General features: G+C 62.9%; 10 protein-coding genes. 6 read left to right on the top strand and 4 right to left on the bottom strand.

What is annotated here, in order from left to right:
- Positions 1 to 249: 249 nt before the first annotated feature.
- Positions 250 to 1,119 (top strand): extensin-like domain-containing protein, encoded by an 870-nt coding sequence (locus ACT6QG_RS11095; protein WP_444977794.1) that lies wholly within the window; start codon positions 250 to 252, stop codon positions 1,117 to 1,119.
- A 261-nt stretch (positions 1,120 to 1,380) separates the two neighbouring features.
- Here ACT6QG_RS11095 and ACT6QG_RS11100 read toward each other — a convergent pair whose 3' ends face one another.
- A complete protein-coding gene (locus ACT6QG_RS11100) occupies positions 1,381 to 1,917 on the bottom strand; it encodes a L,D-transpeptidase (RefSeq protein WP_444977631.1) in 537 nt (178 codons plus the stop codon).
- Positions 1,918 to 2,296: 379 nt separating this feature from the next.
- Between ACT6QG_RS11100 and ACT6QG_RS11105 the strand changes: the two genes are divergently transcribed.
- From ACT6QG_RS11105 to ACT6QG_RS11115, 3 genes are all read left to right on the top strand, one after another.
- Positions 2,297 to 2,512 carry a hypothetical protein gene (locus ACT6QG_RS11105; RefSeq protein WP_444977632.1) on the top strand — a complete coding sequence of 72 codons (216 nt, stop codon included), beginning with the start codon at positions 2,297 to 2,299 and terminating at the stop codon, positions 2,510 to 2,512.
- Positions 2,513 to 2,713: 201 nt separating this feature from the next.
- Positions 2,714 to 3,697, top strand: a complete 984-nt coding sequence (locus ACT6QG_RS11110) for a magnesium transporter CorA family protein (protein WP_444977633.1) — start codon at positions 2,714 to 2,716, stop codon at positions 3,695 to 3,697.
- Positions 3,698 to 3,782: 85 nt separating this feature from the next.
- Positions 3,783 to 4,565: an SDR family NAD(P)-dependent oxidoreductase gene (locus ACT6QG_RS11115; protein WP_444977634.1), complete on the top strand. Its 783-nt coding sequence runs from the start codon at positions 3,783 to 3,785 to the stop codon at positions 4,563 to 4,565.
- A 129-nt stretch (positions 4,566 to 4,694) separates the two neighbouring features.
- Here ACT6QG_RS11115 and cysG read toward each other — a convergent pair whose 3' ends face one another.
- The 3 genes from cysG to ACT6QG_RS11130 all read right to left on the bottom strand — a co-directional run bounded on the left by cysG (position 4,695) and on the right by ACT6QG_RS11130 (position 10,039).
- A complete protein-coding gene (gene cysG, locus ACT6QG_RS11120; protein ID WP_444977635.1) occupies positions 4,695 to 6,194 on the bottom strand; it encodes a siroheme synthase CysG in 1,500 nt (499 codons plus the stop codon).
- 123 nt (positions 6,195 to 6,317) lie between these two features.
- Positions 6,318 to 9,320: a DNA polymerase I gene (gene polA / locus ACT6QG_RS11125; RefSeq protein WP_444977636.1), complete on the bottom strand. Its 3,003-nt coding sequence runs from the start codon at positions 9,318 to 9,320 to the stop codon at positions 6,318 to 6,320.
- A 191-nt stretch (positions 9,321 to 9,511) separates the two neighbouring features.
- Positions 9,512 to 10,039 (bottom strand): SH3 domain-containing protein, encoded by a 528-nt coding sequence (locus ACT6QG_RS11130; RefSeq protein ID WP_444977637.1) that lies wholly within the window; start codon positions 10,037 to 10,039, stop codon positions 9,512 to 9,514.
- Between the two features lie 162 nt (positions 10,040 to 10,201).
- On the opposite strand from ACT6QG_RS11130, the gene ACT6QG_RS11135 reads away from it, so the two are divergent.
- Together ACT6QG_RS11135 and ACT6QG_RS11140 are read left to right on the top strand one after the other, a co-directional pair.
- Entirely contained in the window at positions 10,202 to 11,203 is a 1,002-nt protein-coding gene (locus ACT6QG_RS11135) for a 2-hydroxyacid dehydrogenase (RefSeq protein WP_444977638.1), read from the top strand.
- A 225-nt stretch (positions 11,204 to 11,428) separates the two neighbouring features.
- The gene (locus ACT6QG_RS11140) at positions 11,429 to 11,845 is read left to right on the top strand and encodes a response regulator (RefSeq protein WP_444977639.1); all 417 of its coding nucleotides are present in this window, start codon (positions 11,429 to 11,431) and stop codon (positions 11,843 to 11,845) included.
- The last annotated feature ends 22 nt before the right edge of the window (positions 11,846 to 11,867 follow it).

Raw genomic sequence — 11,867 nt, forward strand, 5'->3', positions numbered from 1 at the left:
CGGTTACAGCCAGACCTCCCATCTTCAGAAGTGGCATCCCGGCCACGCGGCATGCGAACCTTGCCCATCAGGCAAATTAGCGCCCCCTGCCCTTGATCAGAAGATCGACCGACCAGCCAGAGCACCTTATGAATGATGGCCATGCTTGAGCCATCCCATCAGAATCGCCAGACACCCCCATCCCGCCAGATTCGCGACTCAGCGCGGCCCGGACATATTGCACTTGTTGCAACAGCCCTGCTGGGCATGATGGGAAGCAGTGTGGCAGCGCAGGCGCCCTTGCCGCCCACGCGGCCGCCAGAGTTGCAGCAACAGGCAGATGATGTGGCAGAGGCGGAAACTCCAGCCGTTGCCCCGACTCAGACCCCGACTCCTGAGCCCCCCGAACCCCAGCGCGCCAGCGCGTCCGGCCTTCCGGGTGCGTGTGCGGCTCTGGCCGAGGCCGGAATCATCACGGCCCGGCGCGTTGCCTCCCCAAGAGTTCCCCGCCCCTGCGCCCTGAGTGAAGCTGTCAGTCTCACGGCCGTGCAGCTGGATGATGGATCAAGCATCAGCTTCAAGCCGGCAGCCCTCATGAGCTGCGAAATGGTGGTGGCGATTGCCGACTGGACCCGCGAGGATCTGGCCCCGGACATTGAGAAGCTGGGCGCCAGACTTGAAACCCTGCGTGTGGCATCGTCATTTTCATGCCGCGGCCAGAACCGCAAGTCGGGCGCCCGCGTCAGTGAACACGGATATGGCAATGCCATGGATGTGGGCGGCTTTGTGCTGAGTGACGGACGCTCCATCTCCGTCTCACCGCGCGGCATGCCGAATGCCTTTGCCCTCGCGATGAAGGAAAGCGCCTGCCGCCGCTTCACCACAGTTCTCGGGCCGGGCTCTGATGGTTATCACGAAGACCATATCCATGTGGATCTGGCCAAGAGGCGCAATGGTTTCAAGCTGTGCAGATGGCGTCTGCCGGGCAGCACGACGCCGGAACGCCGCTATGTGCGGGCCAGTGCAACCGAAATGGGCACCCCCACGGCTGAACCCGCCCGCAACGGCAATCAGATCGAAAAATCCGCCCCGCTTCCACCCGCTCGGCCGGAGATTCCCGCCCGGGAGGCGGAAGACTGAGACAGCCTCAGGCTCCCGATAGACCGGAACCGGCCCCCTGAAGCCTTGCCCTGCCCTGACACAGGGCGGCATTTCCATGCCCCTACGGAAAATGCGCGGACTTTGAGCCATCTCATGGTGAAAAGGACAAGCCTCGTGGAATTCTCACCCCGAGGCGCGCTTTTGCTTGTGTCCGGCTGTCTTCCACATGGCATGACACAAAGAAAAAGCGTCGCCCATGGAGCGACGCCTTTCAGGATCAACAAGCAACCCAAATATCGATCAGAGCACCACAACCTCAGCGCCGACCGGCACGCGATTATAGAGATCGATGACATCCTCATTCAGCATGCGGATGCAGCCGGAGGAGATTGCCTGACCCAGCAGTTCCGGCTGGTTGGTGCCATGGATGCGATAGAGGGTGTCGCGCCCGTTCTGGTAGAGATAGAGACCGCGGGCCCCCATCGGGTTATGCGGCCCGGGGGTGACATAGGCCGGCAGACCGGGAATGCGCGAGTGAATCGCAGGCGTCGGGGTCCAGCCCGGCCATTCCGCCTTGCGGCCAACCTTTGCCGTACCGCTGAAAGCAAGCGCTTCCTCACCCACTGTCACGCCATAGCGCACGGCCTTGCCGTCTTCCTGGACGAGATAGAGGTACTTGTTGGGTGTATCGACAATAACCGTGCCCGGCTTCTTGTTGGTCTTATAGTCCACAAAGTGCCGCGCATACTGGTTCTGCGGCCGTACCTTCGTGTAAGGCGCATTCGCCAGCAACTGCTTGTCACGCGGGTTGAGAACGCTGTCCGGTGTCGGAGACATCGTCGCATTCATGCAACCGCCAAGAGTCAATCCGAGCAGTAACGCCCCGGCCGCTCGCCACATCATTTCCGCCCCTTCCACAGGCATCACAAGGAGGAACGAACCTCCGTTAAAGTGTGAATTAACCCAATGTCCGGCACGCTAGAAGGCCCTACCCGCACTATGCGCCTCGCTTCTCGGAAAGAGTTGCATAAATGTCTCAGTGACCAATCTTTCACCATGTCCTTTTGGACATTCTCAAGAAATACCGTGCTTTCTCATCTTTAGACCCCAGAGAAGACAGATCCTCTGCATAGTTTTGACGCAGTTGTTGTCCATATCAGGAGCGTCTTTAGGCAGGTGCCGCATATGAAGATGCGGCGTCGCGAAGGAGAAGGACATGTCTACCGAACAGTCGCAGGCGCTTCAGGCACGCAAGGAAGCGGATCACAAGCGTCAGGCGCAGGACCAGCAGTGGCGTGAAATCGGCATTTCCGCCGTCGCCGCGGCAGCACGCCAGGCGAGCCAGAAGGCCACCACCACAGCCGCCACCACGCCCGCCCAGCTCGGCAAGCGGATTGTCACCCTGCGGGATATTGATTTCGTCGTGAGCTGATTCCCTCCTCCCTCGCGAACGGGCGAAGGAGGAGCCGCCTCTCCAGCAGAGGCGATGGTGTTCTGGCGGCCTTCGCTGCGGTATAAAACCGTCAGCGGGGCCGTATTTTTATGTTGAGCTGAAATCTGCCGCCCCTTCCGTCTTTTGCGGCTTTGCCACACAGTGCAGCGCTGTTTCCAAGCCTTGCGGAAGAGACTGGCCTTGATCGTTTCCTATATCCCCGCTCCCGGACGCCTTCATGCCGAGCAGGCAGACCTGCGCCAGCCCCTTCCGCCCGATGCGGTGTGGGTGGATCTGCTGAGCCCCACGCCGGAGGAGGATGCACTGGTGGAGAAAGCCACCGGCATTGGCATTCCCACCCGCGAGGAAATGGTGGAGATCGAGCAGTCCAGCCGTCTCTATATCGAGAATGGCGCGCGCTACATGACAGCATCCCTGCTCTCGCGCGCCAGCGATGAAAGCCCGGAGGCTGCGGCTGTCACCTTCATTCTTGCGGGCAAGCGCCTCATCACGGTGCGCTATACGGAGCCGCGGGCCTTTCAGGCCGTATCCACCCATCTGGCCCGCGCCTGCCCCGCCGGCATTTCCGGCGAGATGATTCTGATTGAAATCCTTGAGGCGGTGATCGACCGCAGCGCCGACATGCTGGAGCAGATCGGCCTTGAGGTGGACCAGCTCTCCCGCCGTGTCTTCGACCAGAAGCCGGAGAAAAAGGGGGGAAACTCCAGCCAGCGCCACCGCGAGATTCTTTCCGAAATCGGCCGGAAGGAGAGGCTTGTTTCCGCAACGCGTGAAAGCCTTGCCTCCCTGCAAAGGCTGGTCTCATTTCTCGGGGCCGATACCGGCGGGCTGAGCGTGACGAAGGAATCGAAAGCCAGCGTCAAATCCATGAGCCGGGATGTGTCCGGCCTTTCCGATTATGCCGCCTTCATCAGCGGCAAGCTGCAGTTCATGCTGGATGCGACCATTGGCCTTGTGGGGCTGGAGCAGAACAACATCATCAAGATTTTCGCGGTTCTCTCCGTGGTACTGATGCCCCCCACCCTCATTGCATCCATATACGGCATGAACTTTGCCCATATGCCGGAATTGCAATGGACCTATTCTTACCCCATCACCGTTACCGGCATGATCCTTTCCGGTATCCTGCCCTATGTCTTTTTCAAATGGCGCGGCTGGCTCTAGCCTGAATCACAGCGCGGCATTGCGTGGCTGGACAGGGCCGCCGATTGCGGCTCTCTTGCCCGCGTCACCATGAATGAGAGTATCGATGACAGACCCCTCTGCCCGCCCTTCCGCCACCCCTGCCGATTCGACCCGCCCGCTGGACGGAAAGGTTGCCCTCGTGACGGGTGCGACACGCGGAATCGGCTTTGCCACCGCCGTGGAGCTTGCACGGGCCGGAGCGCATGTGGTGGCCGTCGGCCGCACCGAAGGCGGGCTGGAAGAACTGGATGACGCCATCAAGGCCGCTGGAAGCTCTTCCACGCTGGTGCCGCTCAATCTGAAGGATGGTGACGGGATAGACCGTCTCGGCGGCGCGCTGTTTGAACGCTACCAGCGGCTGGATGTTTATGTCGCCAATGCCGGCGTGCTCGGGCCGCTTTCCCCCCTTGGCCATGTGCTCCCGAAGGACTGGGATGATGTGGTCGCTTCCAATCTCACCGCCCAGTGGCGCTGCATCCGTTCGTTTGATCCGTTGCTGCGCCTCTCGCCGCATGGACGGGCGGTCATTGTGGGCTCCGGCGCGGCGCACAAGGCCAAGGCCTATTGGGGCCCCTATGCGGCGACCAAGGCGGCGCTTGAGGTGATGGGCCGCACATGGGCGGCAGAGGCGATGAAGAGCGCCCTGCGCGTGAACATGTTCAACCCCGGCCCCACCCGCACCCGCATGCGCGCCAAGGCCTTCCCCGGTGAGGACCCGGACACGCTGCCCACGGCCGAGGCCGCCGCCCAGGCCATTCTGCCCCTGTGCCTGCCCGCTCTGGAATGCACCGGCCGCCTCTATGACCTGCCCCAGGGCAAGTGGCTGGATTACCAGATGCCGGCCTGATGCCTTCTGGCGGGTGAGGCGCATGCGCCATCCTGTCCTGCGCTCATCAGACATCTGAAACAGAAAAGCTCCGGCACTGTGCCGGAGCTTTTGCATTCTCCATGTTCGCCAGCCTGAAACAGGCGCCGCTTACACGGCCCGGGCCGCCAGCCGGTCATCGGCTTCATCTGCCGGCCCCAGCGCCAGCGCTGCCGCCTCGGCCATGGCATGCCCATACAGGACCAGACAGGGACCATCAGCTCCATCGCTGATCGCGCTTTCCACTGCCGCCACCAGCCCGCCCAGCGGGGCAGCGACGACCTTCTCCTCTGGCCGCGTCGCCCCGAAAATCGCGAGGGCCGGCATGGACAGATCAACCCCGGCCCGCTCCAGCTCCCCAATCAGTGCACCCAGCGTGCGCTTGGGCATATAGACCACGGTGCTTGCCGCCGGATCGCTCAGGGCCCGGAAGTCCAGATCCTTCGGCAAGCGGCCATCGCGTCCGTGGGCGGTGATGAATTGCAGGCGGCGGGCATGGTCCCGGTGGGTCAGCGAAACCAGAAGCCGGTTCGCGGCCCCCTGTGGCGCGGAAATGCCGGGAACGGACTCCACCGGAATGCCGGCCTTCAGGCAGGCGGCGATTTCCTCTCCCGCCCGGCCAAAAATCATCGGCTCACCGCCCTTCAGGCGCACCACCCGGCGGCCTTCCCGGGCAAGACTCACCATCAGGCGGTTGATGTCATCCTGCTTGCAGGATGGGCCGTGGCCGGTCTTCCCGACCAGCATCTTTTTGGCCTCGCGCCGGGCAAAATCCAGCACTTCGGAAGAGACGAGATTGTCATAAAGCACGACATCGGCTGATTGCAGCGCGCGCACGGCCTTCAGCGTCAGAAGCTCAGGGTCGCCCGGCCCTGCCCCCACCAGCACCACGGAGCCGCCAGAGCACGCCGCAGGCGCATTCACGCCATCCAGCAGAACATCACGGTCCTGCGCCGAAGGGCTCCGTTCCGGCATGCGCAGGGCGCGCTGGGCAAACCGCTCCCAGAAATTGCGACGGGCGCGGTTCGGGAGATCCGTCACGGCGCTGCGCCATTCCTTGGCCGCCTGCGCCCAGCCCCGAAAACCAGCCGGCAGGAGCGCCTCGATACGCCCGCGCACCGCCTGCCCGAAGACAGGCGCACCACCATCCGTGGAAATGCCAACCACCAGCGGGGAGCGATTGACGATGGCCCCGAAAGTGAAATCGCTCGGTTCGGGATTGTCGATCATGTTGACCGGCACACCCGCAGCCTTGGCCGCCGCCACAAAACGGGCGACGTCTTCCGCATCCGGACTGTCCCCAATGGCGAGGGTGGCGCCTTCCAGATCTTCCTGCGTCCAGAAGCGCTCATGCAGCACCACGGCGCCTTCCGGCGGGGCCTTGGCAAGCTGGCGCAGTTCCGGGCCAATATCGGGTGAAACCACATCCACCTGCGCCCCGGCGGCGGAAACCAGCTCGGCCTTCCACGCCGCTGCGGCACCGCCACCCATCACCAGCACACGCCGCCCTTTCAGGCCAAAGAACACCGGCAGACGCGCCAACGGCTCCATGCGGCCACGAGGCGTTTCCCGCAGGGGCCTGGGAGAGATTTCGATGCTGGCCGGGGCCATGGCAGAACTCCAGAAATACGACAGGCGAGAGCAGCTGTCCGCCTATTTCACATTCTAGATCTGCAACGCACCCAATTCAACATGAAAAAATGAGATTATATCAATCCACATTCCTTGTGGGTTTTAATGGGCCTCATCCCAGTTTTTCGCCGCGCGGGCATCCACCTTCAGGGGCACGGCAAGCTGTACCGCCGGTTCGGCAGCGCTTTCCATCACCTTCTGGACCACGGGAATGGTCTTTTCCGCCTCATCCTCCGGCACCTCGAACACCAGTTCGTCATGCACCTGAAGCAGCATCTGCGCATTCAGCCGCGCTGCCGCCAGCGCCGGCTCCATGCGGATCATGGCGCGACGGATGATGTCTGCCGCCGTGCCCTGGAGGCGGGCATTGATGGCGGCGCGTTCATTGAAGGCCCGGATGGAGGGGTTCTTCGCCGCGATATCGGGATAATGCGCGCGCCGCCCGAACAGGGTTTCCACATAGCCATGCGTGCGGCAGAAGGCTTTCGTCTCTTCCATATAATCGCGGATGCCCGGGAAACGCTCGAAATAGCGCTTGATATATTGCCCGGCCTCCTCGCGTGGAATGCCGAGCTGGTTGGCCAGGCCGAAGGCGGAAATGCCATAGATGATGCCGAAATTGATGGCCTTGGCGCGCCGACGCACTTCTCCCGGCATGCCCTCCACCGGCACTCCAAAAATCTCGGAAGCCGTCATGGCATGAATGTCCAGCCCCTCCCTGAAAGCCTGACGCAGAACCGGAATATTGGCGATTTCCGCCAGCAGGCGCAGTTCGATCTGCGAATAGTCCGCCGAGATCAGCACATTGCCCGGCTGCGCCACGAAGGCCTTGCGGATCCGCCGGCCCTCCTCCGTTCGCACGGGGATATTCTGCAGGTTGGGGTCTGATGAAGACAGCCGGCCCGTGGTGGTCGCCGCCAAGGCATAGGAGGTGTGGACCCGCCCGGTCTGCGCATTCACGAAATTGGGCAGGGCATCGGTATAGGTGGAGCGCAGCTTGGAGAGCTGGCGCCATTCCAGAATTTTCTGTGGCAGGGTATGGCCCTGCTCGGCCAGATCCTCCAGCACATCCGCCTTGGTGGACCATGCCCCTGTCGCCGTCTTGGTGCCACCGGGCATACCGAGCTTGCCGAACAATATGTCGCCAATCTGCTTGGGCGAGCCGACATTGATCTTCTCGCCGGCCAGTTCGCCAATCTCGTCCTCGATCCCCGCCGCCTTCTGCGCGAATTCGGAAGAAAGGCGCGCCAGCATTGCCTTGTCGATGGAGATGCCCCGCGCCTCCATCCGCACCAGCACCGGGATGAGCGGGCGCTCCAGCGTCTCGTAAACCGTGGTGCGGCCTTCGGCGACAAGACGGGGCTTGAGCACCTGCCACAGGCGCAGCGTGACATCGGCATCTTCGGCGGCATAGGCCGTTGCGGCGTCAATCGCCACCTTGTTGAAGGTGACCTGCGCCTTGCCCTTGCCCGCCACCTCGATGAAGGGAATGGGTGTGTGGCCCAGATGGCGCACGGAAAGCTCATCCATGCCATGGCCGTTGAGGCCCGCGTCCAGATCGTAAGAGATGCACATGGTGCAATCGACCGGCGCCACCTCGATGCCATGGCGCGCGAGGATGAGCTGGTCATATTTCACATTGTGACCAACCTTCAGCGTGCCGCTCTCTTCCAGCATCGGCTTCAGAATGGCCAGCGCCTCGTCCATCGGGATCTGCCCGGGCAGCAATCCCTCGCCGAACAGGTCCTCACCCCCGGTATGGCGCAGGGGAATGTAGCAGGCCTCGCCCGGCGCAAGCGCCAGCGACACACCCACCAGATCCGCCGACATGGCATTGACCGAGGTGGTTTCCGTATCAAACGCCACCAGCCCCTGATCAATCGCGCGGGCACACCATTCCTTCAGCTCTGCTGCGGAGGTGAGGGTTTTGTAGGCGCTGCGGTCCACCGGCAGGGCCTTGGCCGCGTTCGCGCGTGAACGGGCAAGCGCGCCGGGTGTCGCTCCGGATGAGGCCTCCGCCTCACCGCCACTGGCAGGCGCCACACCTTTTTCAGGGGCATCGCCCGCATGGGGGCTGCCGCCTTCATCATCGGCTTTTCCGGGGGTGAACAGATCCCCGGCCGGCGCCAGATTCGCATCCGGCTCGATGGCGCTGGCCTCCATGCCATAGATTTCGGCGGCGCGGCGGGTGATGGTGGTGAACTCCATGGCCTTGAGGAAGGCGATCAGCCGCTTGGGGTCCGGCTCAGCCAGAACCAGATCCTCAAGCGGCACCTCGACATCGACATCCTGAACCAGTGTCACGAGCTGCTTGGAGATGCGGGCGGCATCCGCATTCTCGATGAGGGACTGGCGGCGCTTGGGCTGCTTGATGGTTTCAGCCTGCGCCAGCAGGGTTTCCAGATCCCCGAATTCATTGATGAGAGCAGCCGCTGTCTTGATGCCGATGCCGGGCACGCCGGGCACATTGTCCGTGGAATCACCAGCCAGCGCCTGCACGTCGGTGACTTTTTCCGGCGGCACGCCGAAATACTCTTCCACCTCGGCCACGCCGATGCGCCGTTCCGGCCGCGCACCCGCCCGGCCATTCTCGCCGGAAGCCGGATCATACATCGACACTTTCGGACCGATGATCTGCATCAGGTCCTTGTCGGCGGAGACGACCAGCACATCGGCCCCCGCTTCCACCGCCTGCCGGGCATAGGTGGCGATGAGGTCATCCGCCTCATAGCGCGCCTGCTCCACGGGGATGAGGCCGAAGGCGCGCACGGCCTCCCGCATCAGCGGAAACTGCGGCACCAGCTCTTCCGGCGGCGGGGGGCGGTTGCCCTTGTAATCCGGGTACAGCTCCTTGCGGAACGAGTTTTCCGATTTGTCGAAAATGATCGCCAGATGGGTCGGGCGCATGCCCATGGCCCCGTCGCGCACAAACTGGAACAGCTTGTTGCAGAACAGGCGCACCGCCCCCGTGGGCAGACGATCGGAGCGGAAATTATATTTCCGGTCCTGGTTTATGGATTGGAAATAGGCCCGGAACACGAAAGAGGAGCCATCCACCAGGAACACATGGTCACCGGGCTTGATGGGGTGGGAATGTGGGGCCATGACGCAATCCAGTATGCCGCGCCGGCAGGGCGCGTTTCACGAGAGGCACGCCGGGGCAGCGCGCCCTTCCGCAGATGAAGGGCACGATGCCCGAGGGAGGCGGTGGGAACAAGCCTCCCCCCTCAACGCGCTCCGGCAGGCAGCACGTTTTCCGCGCCTTTCGGGGGCACGGCTTTTTTCAAAGGGGCCTGTCAGTCCAGCTTTTCGCCCGGATAGACGCCGAACAGCTCGGATTGCGGGACGAATCCATCAAAGCGGTCGCCATCCAGACGGCAGAACTTGCCATCGCATTCCTTCACAACGCCCAGAACACCGGGCTCAAGCTGCGCCACAACCCGCGCCCCTTCCTGCGGCTCGCTCAGCAGGGCCACGGTGCCCTCCTTCTTCCAGGGCGCGACCAGCGCCGTGCGGCGACCGGAAAGCATGGCATGGTAAACCCAGCCCTCTGCCCCGTCAGAATCGCGAATGCGGCGCCAGGTTTCGAATTCCGCCGTAACTTCCACAGGTAATCCGGCGCGGGAGAAGACCCATGCCACATCGTGATTCCTGTTCGGCCCCTGCCGCACATTCACCTTATCAGCCTTTAGTGAAACGAAGCGGGGCACCGGCAGGCCGGTTCCATCCACGCTCTGCGCCTGCGCCGGCAGGTGCACCGCCAGGGTAGATACAAGCGCAAGTGCAATGACAGTAAGGCTTTGCAGACCAAAAGGTCGCGCCATAAGCTGCATCGTTTCGTTCCTTTCCCACCAGAATTCCGCTGCGGGGGAATGTGTTCGTCACATCATTCCGCCAGTCATCCCCCTCAAGAGGGGTCTTTGTGTTTCCCCGCCTCTCTGATAGACGGAACGAACAGTTAAGAAATGGGGAATGGGGAAGAGCTCATGGTGCGCCGCAAACCGCTGGTTGTCGTCACACGCAAGCTGCCCGAGTCTGTCGAAACCCGCATGCGCGAGTTGTTCGACGCGAAGTTGAATGTCGATGACACCCCCATGGATCAGGCGGCCCTGGTGGAAGCCGTCAAGACCGCGGATGTCCTCGTGCCGACGGTGACGGACCGGATTGATTCGGCCGTTCTGTCCCAGGCTGGCGAGAATCTGCGGCTCATCGCCTCCTTCTCGAATGGCGTGGACCATATCGACGTCTCCACCGCACTCGCGCGCGGCATCACTGTCACCAACACGCCCGGCGTGCTGACCGAAGACACCGCCGACCTGACGATGGGCCTCATTCTGGCCGTGCCGCGCCGCATCGCGGAAGGCGCCCAGGTGATGACCAATGAAGGCGAGGACTGGCAGGGCTGGTCTCCCACATGGATGCTCGGCCGGCGCATCTGGGGCAAGCGTCTCGGCATCATCGGCATGGGGCGCATCGGTCAGGCCGTCGCGCGCCGGGCCAAGGCTTTCGGCCTCCAGATCCACTATCACAACCGCCACCGCCTGCCGCACGGTGTGGAGGAGACGCTGGACGCCACATACTGGGACAGCCTCGACCAGATGCTGGCCCGGATGGACATCATCTCGGTCAACTGCCCGCATACGCCGGCCACCTTCCACCTGCTGTCCGCCCGCCGCCTCAAGCTGCTGAAGCCGGAAGCCTATGTGGTCAACACCGCGCGCGGTGAGGTGATCGACGAATCCGCCCTTGCGCGTCTGCTTGAGTCCGGCGACATCGCCGGTGCGGGCCTTGACGTGTTCGAGCAGGAGCCGGCCGTGAACCCGAAGCTGGTGCGTCTTGCCCGGCAGGGCAAGGTGGTGCTGCTGCCGCATCTCGGCTCCGCCACGCTGGAAGGCCGTGTCGACATGGGCGAGAAGGTCATCGTCAACATCAAGACCTTCATGGATGGCCACCGTCCGCCGGACCGTGTTCTGCCCGCAATGCTGTGATGCCTCCGGGCAAGGCATGATTTTTGAAACTATTCTGAAAGGGGCGGGCCATGTGCCGCCCCTTTTTCTTTTCAGGCGGCTCACTCCTGCCATGTTTCTTCATGGTTTTAGCTTCATCCCCTTCTCCCCAACCCTGCTTCATCTGTGCCATGATGCCATCACACAGGAAAATGGCCGGGACGTCGCGTCGCGCGCAGCCGTGCGGGCATGCCACAGGAGAGGGCTGTGACAGGACAAGCTCTGGAACCGGGTGCGGTTCTGCTGGTGGAGGATGAGCCTGTCGTGGCCATGGTGGCGCGGCAGGTTCTGGAAGAATATGGCTTCACCGTTACAGTCGCCCCCCATGGGGAAGCCGCGCTGAGCTGCGCCCGCACCGCCTTCTCATCCGTTCCGGAAGCCTTTGTGCTCGCCATGGTGGATGTGGGCCTGCCGGACATGCCGGGCCTTGTCGTGGTCAACAGCCTGCGGGAACTTGCCCCGGCACTCCCCATCATCATTGCCAGCGGGCATGCGCGGGATGAGCTGGAAGAGGCCTTCAGCGCTGTTCCAAGCCTCGCCTTTCTCGGCAAGCCCTATGATGGCGCGGGCCTTCAGCATGTCTTGCGCGGCATCGGGTTTGCGGTGCGGGATCTGGATGACTGAGAGCCGGAAATGAAAACCCCCG

The organism is Haloleucobacter ellipsoideus (genome assembly GCF_052491725.1).

Bases quoted from the DNA above. Each gene is read 5' to 3' on its own strand.
- ACT6QG_RS11115 (WP_444977634.1), top strand. From the start codon at position 3,783: ATGACAGACCCCTCTGCCCGCCCTTCCGCCACCCCTGCCGATTCGACC.
- polA (WP_444977636.1), bottom strand. From the start codon at position 9,320: ATGGCCCCACATTCCCACCCCATCAAGCCCGGTGACCATGTGTTCCTG.
- ACT6QG_RS11105 (WP_444977632.1), top strand. From the start codon at position 2,297: ATGTCTACCGAACAGTCGCAGGCGCTTCAGGCACGCAAGGAAGCGGAT.
- ACT6QG_RS11135 (WP_444977638.1), top strand. From the start codon at position 10,202: ATGGTGCGCCGCAAACCGCTGGTTGTCGTCACACGCAAGCTGCCCGAG.
- ACT6QG_RS11100 (WP_444977631.1), bottom strand. From the start codon at position 1,917: ATGTCTCCGACACCGGACAGCGTTCTCAACCCGCGTGACAAGCAGTTG.
- ACT6QG_RS11130 (WP_444977637.1), bottom strand. From the start codon at position 10,039: ATGGCGCGACCTTTTGGTCTGCAAAGCCTTACTGTCATTGCACTTGCG.
- cysG (WP_444977635.1), bottom strand. From the start codon at position 6,194: ATGGCCCCGGCCAGCATCGAAATCTCTCCCAGGCCCCTGCGGGAAACG.
- ACT6QG_RS11095 (WP_444977794.1), top strand. From the start codon at position 250: ATGGGAAGCAGTGTGGCAGCGCAGGCGCCCTTGCCGCCCACGCGGCCG.